Below are 17,177 nucleotides of genomic sequence, written 5' to 3'. Positions count from 1 at the left end.
GAATCGTGGACCGCCTGCGCCCGATCTGGAACGTTCTCAACCAACTGGTCGCCGCCGTCGCGCTGATCGTGCTGTCCCCGGTGTTCCTGGGCGTCGCGCTCTGGGTCCGGATCGCCGACGGCAAGGGCATCTTCTTCGTGCAGGACCGGGCCGGCGAGCGCGGCCGGACGTTCCGGATCCTGAAGTTCCGCTCGATGATCCACGACAATCTGGCGGTCGGCGTCAAGCTCGGCATGGCGAACCCGAACGATCTGCTGGCGGACGACCCGCGGATCACCCGCTGCGGCAGGATCCTGCGGGCCACCAGCCTGGACGAGCTGCCCCAGCTGATCAACGTGGTCCGCGGGCAGATGAACCTGGTCGGCCCGCGCCCGGACGTGCTGCCCCAGGTCGCCGAGTACTCGGCGGAGGACGCCCGGCGGCTGGAGGTGCGGCCCGGGATCACCGGCTGGGCGCAGATCAACGGGCGGGACGCGATCCCGTGGTCGCAGCGGTTCGTCCTGGACCGCTGGTACATCGACAACTGGTCGCCGCTGCTCGACCTGAAGATCATTTGGCGGACGTTCCAGGGCTCGCACCGGGGCGAGCTGCCGGCGCTGGTGGAGACGCTCCCCGCGCAGCGGGTGCCGGGCGAGAGCACGCAGGACCTCAGTCGCGCGGCTTAGGGCGTACCCTAATCGGGGTCTGATTTTGATCATTGTTGCTGGTCAGTTGGCCTTTCCCGGGGCTCGCGCTTATCGAGGGGTGGCCATATGATCGGGGCGTGACAGCGGCCTGCACCCTCGGTGACGGCGGTCGATCGCGATGACCGCCGGTGGCTGGATCGCGCTGGGCATCGCCATCTTCGGCTCGCTCTGTTACGCGGCCGGCTCGATCCTGCAGGCCATCGGCGCCCGGCGCAGCACCAGCGCGGTCTCCACCCTGGGGCACCCGCTCTACCTGGTCGGCATCGCGCTGGACATGACCGCCTGGTTCGGCTCGATGATCGCGTTGCGCGAGCTGGCGGTCTACCTGGTCGAGTCGGTGCTGGCCGGCTCGCTCGCCATCACCGCGTTCGCGGCCTGGCTGTTCCTCGGCTCCCGGCTGCGCCGGCGCGACGTGGTGGCGATCGTGATCACGATCGGCGCGCTGGCCGGGCTGGCCCTGTCGGCCGGGCAGCAGCAGGTGGTGGCGGCGTCGCTCGGGCTGCGGATCGGGTTCTGCGTGGCGCTGGTCGTCGTGCTGGTGCTCGGCTGGGCGGCCACCAAGGTCGGCTCGCCGGGGCTGATCGCCTCGATCGGCGGCCTGTCGGTCGGCGCCGCGGCGCTCGGTGGGCGGGCCCTGCACCTGCCCGACGACCAGATGACCACGGTCGGCTCGGCGCTGCTCACCATCTTCAGCGAGCCGCTCACCTACGTGCTGCTGGTCTTCGCGGCCAACGGCATGGTGATGTATGCGAACGCGCTCCAGCGCGGCGAGGTCGGCCGGGTCACCGCGGTGCACTGGACCGGCGAGGTGATCGCCCCGTCGGTGATCGCGCTGACCATTCTCGGCGACACCGTGCGGCCCGGCTGGGAGCCGGTCGCGCTGGCCGCCGCGCTGATCACCGTGGCCTGCGCGGTCGTGCTGGCCAGCGCCCCGGCGACGACCGTGGCCGCGGCCGAGGGGGCCGACCCGCACGCGCTGCCGGCCGGTGCGGAGCCGCACGCGCTGCCGGCGCCGCCGCTGCCGGTGCTGCCCGGTGCGGCCGGGCACCCGGTCTCCGCGCTGGTGCCGGTGCAGGCCTGGCGGCTGGCGATCCCCCTCGAAGCGCGCTGGCCGGCGTTGCAGCCGCCGCTGGTCCGGGGGTACGGGACGATCGTCTGGTGGGGGCCGCCGAGTGCGCCGCTGCCGATCTGGGTGCCACCGGACCGTACGCTCATCCCCCGGGAGCGGCCGAAACTCGCCGACCGGCCGCAGCGGATCTGGCCGGCCCGGATCGGCCCGCAGTTGCCGGCCGCGCGCCGCCCGGTGCGGCACCGCGACATCATCATCCCGGGTCAGCGCCGCGACGAGCGCGACGCCGCCTGAGCACGTCCGTTCGCGCACCGGTCACTGTCCGGCGCCGCTATCGTGTGGCTGTGCGTCGGCCTTTTCGTGATTTGTCGCTTACAGCCAAGCTGTGGGCCGGTTTCGGCGCGATGACGTTGTTGCTGCTGCTCGTGGTGGTCAACGCGAGCCTGGTCCGGGCCGAGGTCAACAAGCAGGCACGGCAGATCGTCGAGACGATCGACCCCAAGACGCGGTCGATCGCCATGCTCCAGTTCCGGTTCTCGGACGCGTACGGGCTTCAGACCGCGTACACCGCGTCCGACCACGAGCTGAAGCACGGCTTCTTCATCGAGGCCAAGGAGAAGGTGTACGCCCTGCTCGGGGAGGTGGAGGCGGCGTCGACCAGCGCCGAGCAGCGGGAGCAGGCGGCCGCCTTCCGGGCCGGGCTCGACGAGTTCATGACCATCGACGAGCAGATCTGGCGGGCGGTCCAGCAGGGGCGGTACGAGCAGGCGGCGCACGCCAGCAACGTGACCGAGTCCGGCCCGTACCTCAAGGCGATGGACGCCGCCGCCAAGTTCGACGAGTCGGTCACCGCCGAGCGGAGCGCCGCCCTGAACCGGCTCAGCCGGACCCGGCACGACGCCACCGTCCGGGAGTGGGTGCTGGCCGCCGTCGCGATGGTGCTCGCCCTGCTGGCCGCGGCCCTGCTCAGTCGTTCCATCCGCAAGCCGGTGCAGCGGGTCGTCGCGGTGGTGGACCGGCTCGCCGAGGGCGACCTCAGCCAGCGGGTCGGGATCAGCCGGGGCGACGAGATCGGCCGGATGAGCTTCTCGATCGACCGGGCCATCGACCGGATCGGCGAGACGATCGGCGGCATCGCGAGCCACGCCGATCAGGTGGCGGCCGCGTCGGCCACGCTGACCAGCATGTCGCAGACCCTCCAGGAGGACGCCGACCAGGCGTCCCGGCGGATCGGGATCGTCGCGGACAGCGCGGCCGACGTCGCCCGCAACCTCGACACGGTCGCCGCGGGGTCGGAGCAGATGGGCGCCGCGATCGGCGAGATCAGCCGGAACACGACCGAGGCCGCCACCGTTGCCGGGTCCGCGGTGATCACGGTCGGGGAGGCGGACACGACGGTGTCGCGGCTCGGCGAGGCGTCCACCGAGATCGGTGAGGTGGTGCGGACCATCACGATGATCGCCGAGCAGACCAACCTGCTGGCGCTGAACGCGACCATCGAGTCGGCCCGGGCCGGCGAGATGGGCAAGGGCTTCGCGGTGGTCGCCGCGGAGGTCAAGGACCTGGCCCAGGAGACCGCCCGGGCCACCGGGGACATCATCAGCCGGGTGGCCGGCATCCAGGCGCAGACCGATGCGGCGGTGGCTTCTATCCGGCGGATCACCGAGGTGATCGCGCGGATCAGCGAGGCGCAGGACACCATCGCGGCCGCCGTCGAGGAGCAGACCGCCACCACCGGCGAGATGAATCGTGGCGTCTCGAACGCGGCGGTCGGCAGCAACGAGATCACCGAGAACATCGCCGGGGTGCGCGCGGTGGCCGACCGGACCCGCGACAGCGCGGAGCAGTCGCGGCGCGCGGCCGACGAACTGACCCAGCTCAGCCGCGACCTGAACGAGCTGACCCACCGGTTCCGCGTCTGACCGCCGCCGCCGGATCCGCTCCAGGCCCGCACAACGGCCCGAACGGAGCTCCGGGATCGTCCGCGGCGGCGCCCGTCGGTGCGGGCGACCGCTTCCGGCAGGCCACCGCGGACGATCCGGGCCGCGTAGTCGGCGCGGGTGACTGTCGAGTCATGTCGCAGGTCCGGGCCGAGCTCGAAGATCGCGTCGATGAACCCGTCGATCTCGCCCTGGGAGAACGGCCACAGCTCCACGGTCTCCATCCGGCCGGGCAGCGCATCGGGCGCGGCGACCATGCCGAACAGCCGCGATGAGCCGGTGAGCAGGTATCGGCCGGGGCGCGGGTCGTTGTCGACGGATGCCTTGATGGCCAGGAGCAGATCCGGAGCACGCTGAATCTCGCCAAGGCGAGCCGTGCCCAGCGTCGGTCATTGCGGGATGTCGCGGACCTTGGACCAGGGCTGGAAGGCGTTCTCCGCGTCGCGCATGGCGGCGCGCAACTCCGGGTGGTGGCGGAGCAGGACCGTGCTCATCGTGTTGTCGGCGATCCAGCGCAGGCCCTCCGGGGTGTACACCGCCGGCGTGAAGTCCTTGGTCAGGAAGCGGTCGCTGTTCAGGCGGCGGGACGCCATCACGATGAAGATGCGGAACGCGGTGTCGCTGAACGCGAAACCGGCCGGGCGCTTCTCGGCGTACAGACCGACCTGGAGGTCCACCCGCTCGATCTCGCCGTGATAGACCCGCGCGATCTCCCGGGCCCAGACCGGATTGTCGGTGAGCTCGGCGAACGTCGCCGGGGCCGGCAGGTGCAGCAGGCGGCGGAACTCGTTGTAGCGAGGCACGCCCAGCTCCCGGTCACGCATGATGTCGGTGGCCGCCAGGTCGGCGAGCCGGCCGTCCGGGCGCCGGAACTCCTGGAGCCAGCGCGGGAAGTTGTGCAGGGTGACCAGGCCGGGGTGCATGGTGCCGAACGAGTACAGCAGGTCGGTGTGGCCGATCTTGCCGATCAGGCCGATCGCGGCGGGACCGGACAGGTCTCGCAGCGTGTACGTCCCGTGCCCCCGGTCGTCGCGGATCGAGCGCATGTCGAAGTCGTCCGGCATCATCGGGTGCATCCGGTAGACCGCGGCGAACTCCTCGGTCAGCGAGTACGGCACCCCGAAGTGATCGGTGTGCCCGCCGGGGATCCCGCTGATCACCTCGCTGTCGCTGATCCGCCCGGCCACCCGGCTGATCTTCTCGCCGGCCAGGCCCCACCAGTTGGCGTGCATCGCGGTGACCGTGGTCGGGTTGTTGATCACCGCAGGCGTCCACTCGACCGTGTGGATCTTCGCGATCAACGCGGCCAGGATGAGACGAGCCCGCTGGAACAGCTCCTCGTCGGTCCAGTCCGGGTAGGACGCCACCAGCATGTCGCAGATCGCGTTGTGCTCCCGGGTGAACAGCGATTGCAGCATCAGCAGGCCCAGCCAGAACCCCGGCTCCCGGGCCGGGTCCTGGTCACCGGTCGGCATCGGCGGCGTGCCGTCCGCGTCGATCCGCAGCTTGCCGTGCTCGCCGCTGCGGACGAACTGCTGGTACTCCCGGGAGGTGCCGTAGATCTGCGACGCGTCCCACCAGTGGGTCAGCGTGTTGAGGTAGGCCGGCGGATGGGTGGACCCGGCCGGCTGCGGGTCGGGCGGGGTCCGCATGACCAGCATCGGCTTGTCCGGCCACGGGTCGTCGTCGGCCAGCGGGATCACCCACGGATCGGCCGAGGTGTGCGGACCGTGGCTGAACCAGTCCCGGATCATGAACTGGAGCCAGGCCGCCACCAGCGCGTTCACCGAGGTGGCCGGGATCAGCTCGGCGCGGGTCATCAGGGTGCGGCTGACCTCGCGCGGGCTCGGCGTCATGATCCGCGCGGCCGGTTCCGGGAAGGCCTTGGTCAGCGGCACGTTGCGGCCGAACCGGCTGCCGGCCATGCCCATCCGCGGTTTGCTCAGGTCGTTGTAGGTGCCGTCGACGGTGCGCGAGCTGAGCTGCTCGGGCGTCGGCGGGCCGGGCGGCGTGTCCGGGGTGCCGGAGGCCGGGCCGGTGTCGTACAGGTTCTCCCGGCGCAACGTGTTCCGGACCCCGACCAGGGTGGCCAGGCCCAGCACTCGGGGCAGCCGGTACCAGCGCCAGCGCCGGTCCACCAGTTCGGCGATGCGGTCATAGGTGCGCCAGAAAGCCATGACCACAAGACTTACCCCCATTTCGTACGGGCCTCTGTCGCCCGCCCGACTGACGTGCCCGCTGACGGCTGACATCGTCGCGGAATGTCCATCGCCGCAACCGCACTGGGCGTGATCCGGGTGGGTGTCGGATCCGCCGCGCTTGTCGTACCGGAATTGCTGGTGAAACGGCTCGGCGGTGATCCGGAGAAGAACGCCGCGGCTATCTACCCGTTGCGGATGTTCGGCGTGCGCACGGTCTTCCTGGGTGCGGAGCTGCTGGTCAACAGCGGCGCGGAGCAGCACCGGGTGGCCCAGCGGGGCATCGTGATCCACGGCAGCGACGTGCTCGCCGCGGTGCTCGCCGGACGTTCCGGGGCGCTGCCGCCGCGGGCCGCGAAAACCGCGATCGCCATTTCCTCGATCAATCTGGCGCTGGCCCTGCTGGCATCCCGCCGCTGATCACCACCAGCCCTGGCGTTTGGCCCAGGTGAGCAGCAGCGCCGACATCACCAGCATGACGATCAGGGTCGCGCCGAGCAGCGAGAAGTCCGAGTGCTGGTTCACGATCAGGTTCATGCCCAGCACCGAGGAGAGGGCGGTGATCGGCAGGGTGACCACGGCGATCACGGCGAGGCGCTCGGCCGCCACGGTCATCTTCGTGTCGCTGCGGGTGCGGTAGAACTCGATCACGCCCTGGAGGTACTCCTTCTGGCTGTCGGCCACGCCGTGGACGCGGGCGAACTGGTCGACGATGTCGTCGAGCAGCGGCGTCGCCTCCGGGGGGACGGCGCGGTGGATGGTGGCGAGCCGGCCGTAGATCTCCCGGCCCAGGGCGCCCATCGTCCGGACCGCGATCAGGCCGTGCCGGGTCCGGAACATCTCGTCCAGGAACTGTTCCGGGTTGCCCAGGTGCCCGCTGGTCACCCGCTGTTCGAGCTGCCAGACCGCCTCGGTCTGGTGCTCGATGAACCCCTCCAGGTGACGGGCGAGAGCGGCCACCACCGCGTACGAAAGCTCCCAGCCGCTCACCGGGAGCAACCGCCCCGCCCTGACCCGCCGCAGCACCTCGTGGGTCTCCCGCTGCGCGGCCCGCGGGTCGACCGCCGGGTTCAGCGGACCGTGCACGGTGACCAGGTAGTTCGGGCCGATGAACTGGTCCAGCTCGACGTAGTGCACGTGCCCGGCGGCACCCAGCTCCGGCGCGTGCAGCACGACGAAGGCGTGGTCACGGTAGACGTGCACCTTCGGCACGCGGTTGCGCTCCGCGCTGTCCCGGACGGCTTGCGGATGAAAACCGAAGACCTCTTTGAGTACGCCCATCGCCCGCTCGTCACAGGACGGGATGTCCACCCAGATCACGCCGTGGCCGCCGGAGAGCAGCGCGGGGAGCCGGTCGGGCTCCTGCTCGGCCAGCCCCTCGTCGGTGATCAGCCAGACGTCCATCCCTCACGATCTGGTCCACGTGCCCAACGGTCGCAGCTCCACTGTCCCCTGCGCGGTGCCGATCGCGAGAGTGAGTTCCCCGTATCGATAAAACACGGTGGCGCAGCGACCCGGCAGTGGGTCGCCGAGCCGCTCGCCGGTGGCCGCGTCCCACCGCTGCACGACCTCGTCGTGACCGCTGGTGATCAGCTCGGTCCGGCCATCGACCGCGACCGGGTCGATCCGGTGCACCGCGTAGCTGTCGACCACCATCGGCACGCCGATCGGCTCGCCGGTTGCGGCATCCCAGCGATGCAGGTCGGCGGTCGCCGCCGTGATCAGCTGCCGGCCGTCCGGCAGCCGGACCCCGGCGATCGCGGTGATCTGCTCGTCGCCGACCGTCAGCGGATCCCCGGCGCGGGCCCCGGTGCGCGGGTTCCAGCGGTGGATCGTGCCGCTCCGGTCACCGGCGCAGATCACCGGCCCGTCCGGCAGATCGAGCACGGCGAGCGCGCTGATCTGGTCGGCGTGCACCCCCAGCGGTTCGAGGCGGGCGCCGGTCCCGGCATCCCAGCGCAGCATCGGGAACGGCTCGGCCGGCGAGGCGGCGAGCAGCGTGCCGGCCCAGGTGGCGGTCGCGCCGATGAGTGGTGATTCGTCGGTCGCATCGGCTGTTGGCCCGGTCCGTGGATCCAGCCAGCGCAGGCCGTCATCCGTGGTCACCGCGACCAGCGGGTCGCGCCAGCCCGGCTCGCACACGGCGAGCCGGTTGATCCCGTGCGACCGATGGGAACTGATCAGCCGGTTGTTGCGGGGATCCCTGATCTCGACCAGGTCGTCGCTTCGGGAGATCAACATGTCGACGCCGTCGAGCCGGAGTGTCCGCAGATCGTTGATCATGCGCCGAATGATGCCATCGGATGGGTGCAATGTGTTTTTCGGCGCGCGTCGATATTACCGAGGGTTCATTTTCGGCTACCGCGCGAGAAACATCGGGATCGAGTTCACCCGACGATGGAGGCCACCATGGGCAACAGAGCCGTTGTCTACCAGGGTCCCGGGCGCGTTGCGGTCCAGGACATCGACTACCCGGCGTACGAGGTGAAGGACGGCCCCGGCGTCAACAAGATGAACGTCGGGCGGCGTACCCCGCACGGCGCCATCCTGAAGACGGTCACCACCAACATCTGCGGCAGCGACCAGCACATGGTCCGCGGGCGCACCACCGCCCCGGAGGGCCTGGTGCTGGGCCACGAGATCACCGGTGAGGTGGTCGACGTCGGCTCGGACGTCGAGTTCGTCCGGGTCGGCGACATCGTGTCGGTGCCGTTCAACATCGCCTGCGGCCGGTGCCGCAACTGCAAGGAGGGCAAGACCGGAGTCTGCCTCAACGTGAACCCGGACCGGCCCGGCTCGGCGTACGGATACGTCGACATGGGTGGCTGGGTCGGCGGCCAGGCGGAGTACGTGATGGTCCCCTACGCCGACTGGAACCTGCTCCGCTTCCCCGACCGCGACCAGGCGCTGGAGAAGATCCTCGACCTGACCATGCTCTCCGACATCTTCCCGACCGGATACCACGGCTGCGTCAGCGCCGGGGTCACCACCGGCTCCACCGTCTACATCGCCGGCGCCGGCCCGGTCGGCCTGGCCGCGGCCACCTCGGCGTTCCTGCTCGGCGCCGCCGTGGTGATCGTCGGCGACCTGAACGAGGAGCGGCTCGCCCAGGCCCGCAGCTTCGGCTGCGAGACGGTGAACGTGTCCCGGGGCGAACCGGTCGACCAGGTGCAGCAGATCCTCGGCCGGGCCGCCCCGGCGATCGGGCAGGCGCTGGTCGACTGCGCGGTCGACGCGGTCGGCTTCGAGGCGCGCGGGCACGGGCAGGACGCGCAGGTGGAGAAACCGGCCACGGTGCTCAACTCGCTGATGGACCTGACCCGGGCCGGCGGCGCGATCGGCGTGCCGGGCCTGTACGTGACCGGTGACCCGGGCGGGGTCGACGACGCCGCCAAGGTCGGGTCCCTGTCCCTGCGGCTGGGCCTGGGCTGGGCCAAGTCGCACTCGTTCGTCACCGGCCAGTGCCCGGTGATGAAGTACAACCACGGGCTGATGATGGCGATCCTGCACGACCGGGTGCAGATCGCGAAGAACGTGAACGCCACCCCGATCCCGCTCGACCAGGCCCCGCAGGGCTACCTCGAGTTCGACCAGGGCGCCGCCCGCAAGTACGTCATCGACCCGCACGGCATGGTCCGCCGCTGAGCCACCGCGCTGATCTCGTGGTGTCCCGCCCCTCGGGGCGGGACACCACGGATCTACAGGTTCACGGAGATCGTCAGGTTTGCCACGTAGCCGTTCGCGACCGAGCCGGTCACCGTGGCCATCTCCCGGGCCGCCAGGTCGTCCCGGAACACCATGTCGGTGGCCAGGCTGATCCGGCTCAGGTTGGTGACGCTCGCCGAGTACCCGGTGGCGCTCGCGTACACCGTCTGCGACACGTCCTTGGGCAGCGCGATCTGCGAGGTCTTGCGGATCGGCCCGGCGCCGCTGGTGGCGGCGGCCAGCGAGGAGTACACCTCGAAGTGGATGTGCGGCCAGCGCCCCGCGTAACAGCCCGGGAAGATGCTGGTGAAGGTCGCCACCCCGGACGAGTTGGTGACCTGGATCCCGCGCAGGTAGTTCTCGCCGGTCACCCCGGACGAGTACAACGAGTACCGTCCGGCCCGGTCGCAGTGCCAGGCGTAGATCGCCGCACCGGACACCAGGCCGCAGCTCAGGTTCTGCACGGTGAGCGAGAATTGCAGCGGCACGCCCGGCGCGGTGGTCGTCGAGGTGCCGAAACTCGACCGGATGTCACTGCGGACGATCCCGGATCTCACCCGCACGTCCGGCCCGTTCGAGCCGTCGGCGGGGTAGGGCCCGGCCGTCTCCGACTCGACCTCGGCCAGGCACGCCGCGAGCGCGGGATCGGTGCCACCGGCGGCCAGCGCGCCGCCGATCACCGCGGCCGCGCCGACCCCGCCGGCCACACCGAACATCCGCCGCCGCGACATCGCCGGCAGGTCGAACCGCAACCCCTTGTCGTGCACCTCGCGCACGTAGGCGTCGTTGTCTTGCACCGTTCCTCCTCGGGGGAAGGGGACTGAGGACGGCTCAGAGCAAAACATCGAAGCCTATGAATAGCCTGTGGTTGATCTCCGCTTTCCGCTCCCGGTTCAGATCAACCTCTTCCGGTACGACCCGCAGCCCCGTGCCGATCGGCCCGCGACGCCCGGCCCGCGCACGACCGCCACGCGGGTCATGCGGGCCCGCCGCGGCCCGCGGTCCGCCGCGCCGTCAGGTCATCGTGACCGTGACGGCGTCGTCGCGGACGTCCGGGTCGGGGTGCGAGCGCAGCGCCAGCAGCAGTTCGCGCCAGCGGCCCGCCCACCGGTAACCCGCTCCGAACCGGACCAGCTGCACCGCGAACAGCCCGCCGGCCAGATCACCCCGCCAGGCCAGGCGCTCGATCAGGTCGTGCAGGACGGCCGGCGACGGTGGGTTCCGGTCCTCGCGCAGGCGGGCGCCGACCCGCTCGGCGAGCCGGGCGGCGATCACCGGGCGGCCCGCGCACCGGTCCGCGATCTCCAGCAAGTTGTCCAGGTGACCGAGACTGACCAGCGCGGAGAGAGCGACCGTGAGGTAGCCGGGCCGGGCGGCCAGAGCGTGCATCCCGGCGATCAGGGCGCCCCGACCGGCGCCGGGCGGCAGCGAGCGGCCGAGGGTCGCCACGCCCTGGGCCAGCACCTCGACCCGGCGGCGGGCCGGCAGGTCGGCGCCCGGCTCCGGCTGCGGCTCGGGCGTCGCCGCCAGCCGGCTCAGCGCCGGCTCCAGCGCGGCGTCCCCGGCGGCCCGCAGCAGGGCCGCGGCCTCGATGTGCGTCAGTGGCTCGGCCAGTTCGGTGAGGCGGTCGACGACGAGGCCGGTGAGGTCGCCGGCCCAGCGGGACCAGTCCGGCAGCTTGGCGAACGCGGCCCGCCGCACCTCCCGGTCGTCGGCCCGGCAGGCGGCGGCGATCAGCGCGGCGTAGCGCGGGCGGTGCCGGGCCGGGATCGCGTACGGGTGAGAGTCCAGGACGGCCCGGCGCTCCTCCCGGCTCGCGGCGATCGCCCGCTCCAGGACGGTCCAGCTCGCCTCGGCGTCCAGGCGCTGCCGGGCGGCCCCGACGATCGCCGCCCGGACGTCGCGGTGCTGCTCCGGCGCGGTGTGGACGGCGAGCAGCCGGTCCATCGAGTCCGGCGGGCCGTAGCGGGCCAGGATCCGCACGGCCTCCTTCCGACTGGTGATCTTGACGGCGGCCGAGGTGTCGAGAAGCTCGGCGAAGGGGCCGGCCAGCGCGGCCGGTGGGAGATGCTTGGCGGCTCGCGCGGCGGCGTACATCGCCACCCGGGCCCGGTCGTCGCCGGCGTGCGGGAGCAGCACCGGCAGCGCCAGGTCGGGCCGCTCGGTCCAGACCAGAGCGCCGAGGGCAGCCTCGGCAAGGCGGACCTCCGGCGCGGCCAGGTGGCGGAGCACCAGTTCCCGGCCCGGCTCCCCGAGCGGGGCGGCGACCCGCAGCGAGGCGACCCGTTCCCCGACGTCGATGCCGGTGTCGCCGGCGATGCGGGCGTGCAGCGCGACGAACGCGGCCTGCTGCCGGGGCAGCCAGCGCCGAGCACCCGGCGCCCACCCCGGCACCGGCCGGGTGCGCTCGTCGGTGAACCGCCCGGCCGGCGGGCGGGCGAGCACCTCGTCGAGCAGGTCGGTCCGGCGGGTCGCGACGATCTCCCAGACCGGCGTGAGAAGCACCGCGGACGGGTCGGCGGCCAGCACCTCGGCCACCCGCGCGTCGCGCTGCCGCGGATCCTCCAGCCAGCGGGTGATGGCGATGGCCGCGATCCACGCCTTGGTCTCCGGCCCGGCGGCGTGACGCAGCAACTCCTGGAGCCCCGGCACCCGCCACGCGCGCTCGCCGAGCGCCTCGGTGACCGCGAAGAGCGGCGCGTACCGGCCACGCGCGAGGTTTCCGGTGATCCACGGGCGGAGCCGGTCGAAGACCATGGCCTCCTGGCCGCGGCGCAACACCCGGTCGAAGCGCCGCAACATCGGCACCGTCGCCTCGCTGCCGGCCAGATCGATCGTGTGCAGCGCCCACTCGCGCAGCTCCGGCACGTCGACATGGTGTTGCAGAGTGTCGGTGGCCAGCCGGGTCAGCGCCATCGTGGTGGTCCCGGAGGCGTCCCGGGCCTCGACCGCGTCGGTGGTGATCGTGGTCAGCGCGGCCGCCGAGCCGGCGGTGAGCAGGCGGGCCGCCCCGGCCAGGGCGGTGAGCGCGGCCGAGCGGACCGGGTCCTGTTCGTTGCGCAGCCGGGTCAGCCGGGTGACCACCTCGGCCACCGCCGCGGTGTCCCGGGACCGGCCGGCCGCCCGGACCAGCCGGGTCCAGGCAGCGGCCCGCTCTCCGGCGTCCCCGGAACGCACTGCGGTCTCCTGCGCCGCGGCCGCCTCCGGCCAGTCCAGGAACGCGCTCAGATCCAGAACCCGCTGCTCCCGCCGGGCCACCTCGTCGAGGGCCAGCAGCCGCCGCACCTCCCGGACCCGGATCGCGGCCGGCAGCAGCTCGAGCACCCCGTGATCCGGCACGAACCGGCTGGTGTCCTGCTCGGCCAGCCCGGCGTCGTAGATCACGCCGCGCCGGCCCGGCGGCAGCGCCCGCAGCAGCGGCGCCAGCCCGTTCAGACCGCGGGTCAGCGGCGCCAGCTCCTCGTCGGGCAGCACCGCGAGACGGCGCAGGATCACCTGCGGCAGCGTGCTGCGCCGCAGCCATCCCGCCCGGGAAGGCGCGGTCAGCAGCCGCAGCACCCGCCGGGGCGCGTGCCCGGCGAGCGGCCCGTACCGGCCGGTGTCGCCGGGCAGGGCGTCCTCCGGCGCATACGTCTCGATCAGGCCGAGAGCCTGCTCCGGGTCGAGGGTGAGCACCGCGGCGGCCAGCCGATTCCACGCCCAGCCGAGGTCTTCCGGCGCGGCGGCGGCCAGGGTCGCGGCGACGTAGTCGACGAACACCGCGGGGTGGTGGCGGACCAGGGCGGCCAGCCGGGTGGCGTGGGCCAGGTCGGGGAGCAGCTCGCGTACCGTCTCCGCGCCGCACGCGGGCAGCAGGGCGGCCGCCTCGTCGTCGCCGAAACGGGCCTGGACGTCGCGGATCAACGCGTCCGCGATGGCCGGGGTGGGGCGGGCGCGCAGCGTACGGTAGACGCGGCGGCGATCGGTGGCGGGCAGCTCCTCGATCCGCCGCGCCATCCGGCCGGTGCGCAGCGCGGCCTGCAGGGCGAACGACCGCAGGCCGGGCAGCGGATCGTGGGTGGCCGCGTCGATCGCCGCGGCATCCCCGGCGACCAGCGCGGCGACCAGGGCCAGGTGCCGCTGGTAACCGTCACCGGCGCGCAGATCGGCGCAGACCTCGGCCCGGTCCGGGGCGGTGGCCGCCCAGGCGGCGAGGTGGCGCATCCGCATCCGTGACGGCAGCGGATCGAGGGTGTCGAGCAGTTCCCGGGTGGCGGCCAGCATGTCGATCATTGTGGTCGGGTGGCCGCTCCGAGGCCGACCGATTTACCGGTATGTTGGGAATCGTCCCACCAGTGACTCGGGCGTCGGCGCTCCGGCCAGCCGCTCGTACGCCGCCGGATCGGTGATCAGCCGCCAGGTGTGGAAGTCCTGCCGCCCGTTGCCGAAGGCCGCCTTGTACTGGAACAGCGAGTCGTCCGACCCGCCCACCCCGCCGCCGAGGTGCACCACCCGGTTCCCCCGCTCGCGCCCCCACAGCCGCACCTCGTGGTACAGCAGCTTGTCGGCGTAGAAGATCTGCCCGTCCCGGGTGGCCTGGAGATGGGTGTGCATCATCCCGTCGTACTCGAAGAAGAGGTTCCCGCCGAGCACCTCGCCCCGCCGCACCGCGGTGGCCAGGTGCAGATGCCCGCCGAGCGCGGCCCGCAGCCGGTGCAGGTGCTCGTGGCTGAAGAAGTAGAACTCCCGGGCGCCGACCCGGTGCATCGTCGCGTGGTACGTGTCGACCCACGTGTCGAACGTGTCCCAGTCGTCGAAGACGATCTCCACCTCGGCGCGCTTGGCCCGGTTGATCTGTTTGCGGTGCGTGCGGTGGGTGTCGTGCCAGATCTGCTCGGCGGTGCCGGTCAGGTCGATCGACACGGTCTGCCCGTGGTTGACCAGGGTGCCGGCCTGCTCGAGGGAGATCCGCGGCGCCGGCAGCAGCGGGTGCAGCCGGACGAACGCGGTGACCACCCCGTGCGTGTTCAGCAGCTCGACCAGCGCCCGGGCGGCCCGCGCCCAGAACCCGCTGTTGACCGGCGCCACGTCGCTGACCGGGCCGGGATAGCCGTACGGCGAGATGGCGTCGCGCAGCCCGGTCTCCGGGATCGGGCGCAGGATCAGGGGCAGCAGCAGGACGTGGTCGGCCTCGTCGTAGCGGAACGCCGTCGCGGTGCCTCCGACGAGCTGGGCGTCCAGCCGTGCGTAGGCGGGCAGGTGGTAGATGTCGTGCCGGGTGCGGCTCAGCGCCTCGGCCCACGCGGTGTCGTCCGGTTCCAGGAGCGCACCTTCGGCCATCGGTACTCCTCGTCCTCGGGGGTCAGGGGACTGCTGCGGTGAGGCCGCCGGCCGGCCGCCGGCGGGCCCGGTTCCACCGTCGTGCGTTCAGCGTCCAGCGCAACATCGTGCGGGGGACCGTGCCCTGCGTCGAAATATGCAGCAGGTACCGCCACGCGGGGAAGTCCTCGCGGCGGTTGAACAGGGCGTAGGAGAACCGCTTCGCCGGCAGCTCCGCGTACTCCGGCATCCGCTCGAACCACTCGCTGCTGGCGAGCGCGGCGCGTTGCAGCGGGGCGAGTGCGACCTTGCGGCGGTGTTCGTACTGTTCCAGCGCCGCGGGCAGGGCGTCTTTGTCATGGACCGCGACAGCGTCCGCCAGCGCCATCGCGTCCTGCATCGCCAGCTTGGTGCCGGAGCCGATGGCGAAGTGGGTGGTGTGCGCGGCGTCGCCCATCAGCACCACGTTGCCGTGGTCCCAGCGCTCGGCGGTGACCCGCCGGAAGTTCAGCCAGCCCCGGCCGGCGTCGTCGAGCGGCCGGCCGTTCAGGTGCTTGGCGAAGATCTCCTGCAACCGGGCGTTGCCGGCCGCCGAGTCCAGCTCGTCCAGGCCCAGCCCGGACCACGTCTCCGGGGTGCACTCCACGATGAACGTGCTGGCCGTGTCGCTGAACGGGTAGGCGTGGAACCAGATCCAGCCGGCGTCGGTCCGCTCGAAGCCGAACCGGAAGGTGCGGAACACGTGCGGGGTGCCCAGCCAGATGTACTTGTTGCGGCCGGTCTCGACGGTCGCCCCGAAGTGCTCGGCGTGCAGCTCCCGGATCCGGCTGCCGGCGCCGTCGCAGGCCACCACCAGGTCGGCCGGCGGCAGCATGGCCGGGTCGGTCAGGTCGTCGGAGTACCGCACCTCGACACCCAGCTCGCGGGCCCGGTCGCCGAGGATCTCCAGGAGCTTGTGCCGGCCCATGCTGAAGCCGTATCCGCCCAGGTGGGAGTCGGGTTTGCCGGTGACCCGGACCTCGTACTCGTTCCACTTGTAGGCCGCCTCCCAGATCCGGGCGGCGCTGACCGGGTCGTAGCGGAACAGATCGTCGAGCAGGTCGTCCCAGAAGACCACACCCCAGCCGTAGGTGACGCCGGGCGGGTTGCGCTCCAGCACGGTGATCTCGCGGGCCGGGTCGGCCAGCTTGGCCAGCACCGCGAAGTACAGACCGGCGGGGCCGCCGCCGACGCAGGTGATCCGCATGGCGCGCTCCTAGCGATAGGACGGGAAGGTGGTGGACAGGTCCGCCGGATCGGCCCCGGGCCGCCGTTCGCGGACCAGATTCTCGTACGCCACGGGGTCGGTCACCACGCGCCAGGTGTGGAACGGGTGCCGGCTCGGCGAGAACCCGGCCTTGTAGGAGAAGAGCGAGTCGTTCGCCCCGCCCTTGCCGCCGCCCAGGTGGAACACCGCGGCGCCGCGCTCCTTGCACCACCGGCGCACCGAGTCGTAGAGCAACTCGTCGGCGTACCGGCCGCGGGCCCGCCGGGTGGACGAGACGTACCCGGTGGCGATCCCGTCGTACTCGAAGAAGGTGTTGCCGCCCACCACCTCGTCGCCTTCGAGGGCGACCGCGAGGTGCATGTGGTCACCGACCGCGTCGTGCAGGGCGGCCAGGTGGTCGTACGTGAAGAAGTAGTAGTCGGCCGCGCCCACCCGCCGCATGTTGTCGTGGTAGACCTCGACCCACTCGGCGAGCCGCCCCCAGTCGTCGAAGACGACCTCGGTGCCGGCGCGTCTCGCCCGGTTGATGTGGTTGCGGTGGTCGCTGCGGGTCTGGCTCCACATCTCCTCGACGCTGACCGTGAGGTCCATCGACACCGTCTCGCCGTGCCGGACCAGCGCGCCGGCCTCGCCGAGCACCGGCGACGGCGGCTTCAGCAGCGGATGCATCCGGACGAACACCGAGACGATCCCGGCCTGCCGCAGCGTCTCGATCAGGGCGGCGCAGGCCGCCCGCCAGAAGGCCGTCTCGTGCGGCGCGGCATCGCTGACCGGACCCGGATATCCGTACGGCGACAGCGCGTCCCGCAGCTCCGAGCCGGGTATCTCCCGGACGATCAGCGGAATCAGCAGCCGCCGCGCGCCCCGCTCGAAGTGGAACGCGGCCGGCGCGCCGCCGTACAGCCGGGCGTCCAGGACGACGTAGTCCGGCACGTGATACATGTCGTGCTCGACGTGCTGCAACGTCTCCTTCCACTCCCGGGCCGCCGGTTCCAGCAGCGATGCCGTCATAGG

Annotated in this window: 13 protein-coding genes and 1 pseudogene; 5 read left to right on the top strand and 9 right to left on the bottom strand. The window is 72.0% G+C overall.

Features of this window, described 5'->3' with window-relative positions:
- Nucleotides 1-5 precede the first annotated feature (5 nt).
- The 3 genes from Aiant_RS07725 (at nucleotide 6) to Aiant_RS07715 (ending at nucleotide 3,677) form a co-directional block, all read left to right on the top strand.
- Nucleotides 6-665 carry a sugar transferase gene (locus tag Aiant_RS07725; RefSeq protein ID WP_189332680.1) on the top strand — a complete coding sequence of 220 codons (660 nt, stop codon included), beginning with the start codon at nucleotides 6-8 and terminating at the stop codon, nucleotides 663-665.
- A gap of 139 nt (nucleotides 666-804) precedes the next feature.
- On the top strand, nucleotides 805-2,049 hold the full coding sequence (locus Aiant_RS07720; protein WP_189332681.1) for a hypothetical protein: 1,245 nt from the start codon (nucleotides 805-807) through the stop codon (nucleotides 2,047-2,049).
- 110 nt (nucleotides 2,050-2,159) lie between these two features.
- Nucleotides 2,160-3,677 (top strand): methyl-accepting chemotaxis protein, encoded by a 1,518-nt coding sequence (locus Aiant_RS07715; RefSeq protein WP_189332682.1) that lies wholly within the window; start codon nucleotides 2,160-2,162, stop codon nucleotides 3,675-3,677.
- A 56-nt stretch (nucleotides 3,678-3,733) separates the two neighbouring features.
- Here Aiant_RS07715 and Aiant_RS46840 read toward each other — a convergent pair.
- Nucleotides 3,734-4,063: pseudogene (locus tag Aiant_RS46840) on the bottom strand (AAA family ATPase); the annotation flags it as partial.
- 21 nt (nucleotides 4,064-4,084) lie between these two features.
- Nucleotides 4,085-5,872: a peroxidase family protein gene (locus Aiant_RS07705; protein ID WP_229830516.1), complete on the bottom strand. Its 1,788-nt coding sequence runs from the start codon at nucleotides 5,870-5,872 to the stop codon at nucleotides 4,085-4,087.
- 84 nt (nucleotides 5,873-5,956) lie between these two features.
- Here Aiant_RS07705 and Aiant_RS07700 point away from each other — a divergent pair, with 84 nt between their 5' ends.
- Nucleotides 5,957-6,313 (top strand): hypothetical protein, encoded by a 357-nt coding sequence (locus Aiant_RS07700; RefSeq protein WP_189332684.1) that lies wholly within the window; start codon nucleotides 5,957-5,959, stop codon nucleotides 6,311-6,313.
- On the opposite strand, the gene Aiant_RS07695 is transcribed toward Aiant_RS07700, so the two are convergent.
- Both Aiant_RS07695 and Aiant_RS07690 read right to left on the bottom strand, forming a co-directional pair.
- Nucleotides 6,314-7,297: a magnesium transporter CorA family protein gene (locus Aiant_RS07695; RefSeq protein WP_189332685.1), complete on the bottom strand. Its 984-nt coding sequence runs from the start codon at nucleotides 7,295-7,297 to the stop codon at nucleotides 6,314-6,316.
- A gap of 3 nt (nucleotides 7,298-7,300) precedes the next feature.
- Nucleotides 7,301-8,176 (bottom strand): WD40 repeat domain-containing protein, encoded by an 876-nt coding sequence (locus tag Aiant_RS07690; protein ID WP_189332686.1) that lies wholly within the window; start codon nucleotides 8,174-8,176, stop codon nucleotides 7,301-7,303.
- 126 nt (nucleotides 8,177-8,302) lie between these two features.
- Here Aiant_RS07690 and fdhA point away from each other — a divergent pair, with 126 nt between their 5' ends.
- Complete coding sequence (gene fdhA, locus Aiant_RS07685; RefSeq protein ID WP_189332687.1) at nucleotides 8,303-9,538, top strand: formaldehyde dehydrogenase, glutathione-independent; 1,236 nt, start codon at nucleotides 8,303-8,305, stop codon at nucleotides 9,536-9,538.
- A gap of 53 nt (nucleotides 9,539-9,591) precedes the next feature.
- Here fdhA and Aiant_RS07680 read toward each other — a convergent pair whose 3' ends face one another.
- The 5 genes from Aiant_RS07680 to Aiant_RS07660 all read right to left on the bottom strand — a co-directional run bounded on the left by Aiant_RS07680 (nucleotide 9,592) and on the right by Aiant_RS07660 (nucleotide 17,174).
- Entirely contained in the window at nucleotides 9,592-10,395 is an 804-nt protein-coding gene (locus Aiant_RS07680) for an intradiol ring-cleavage dioxygenase (protein WP_189332688.1), read from the bottom strand.
- A gap of 217 nt (nucleotides 10,396-10,612) precedes the next feature.
- Nucleotides 10,613-13,861: a hypothetical protein gene (locus tag Aiant_RS07675; RefSeq protein ID WP_229830517.1), complete on the bottom strand. Its 3,249-nt coding sequence runs from the start codon at nucleotides 13,859-13,861 to the stop codon at nucleotides 10,613-10,615.
- A 42-nt stretch (nucleotides 13,862-13,903) separates the two neighbouring features.
- The gene (locus Aiant_RS07670; RefSeq protein ID WP_189332690.1) at nucleotides 13,904-14,917 is read right to left on the bottom strand and encodes a GNAT family N-acetyltransferase; all 1,014 of its coding nucleotides are present in this window, start codon (nucleotides 14,915-14,917) and stop codon (nucleotides 13,904-13,906) included.
- A gap of 22 nt (nucleotides 14,918-14,939) precedes the next feature.
- Nucleotides 14,940-16,142 carry an FAD-dependent monooxygenase gene (locus Aiant_RS07665; protein ID WP_189332691.1) on the bottom strand — a complete coding sequence of 401 codons (1,203 nt, stop codon included), beginning with the start codon at nucleotides 16,140-16,142 and terminating at the stop codon, nucleotides 14,940-14,942.
- A gap of 9 nt (nucleotides 16,143-16,151) precedes the next feature.
- The gene (locus Aiant_RS07660; RefSeq protein WP_189332692.1) at nucleotides 16,152-17,174 is read right to left on the bottom strand and encodes a GNAT family N-acetyltransferase; all 1,023 of its coding nucleotides are present in this window, start codon (nucleotides 17,172-17,174) and stop codon (nucleotides 16,152-16,154) included.
- Nucleotides 17,175-17,177 lie beyond the last annotated feature (3 nt).

The organism is Actinoplanes ianthinogenes, assembly GCF_018324205.1.
GTDB lineage: Bacteria > Actinomycetota > Actinomycetes > Mycobacteriales > Micromonosporaceae > Actinoplanes > Actinoplanes ianthinogenes.
Note: the sequence above shows the minus strand (reverse complement) of the source record. Positions and strands in the feature narration are given on the sequence as shown.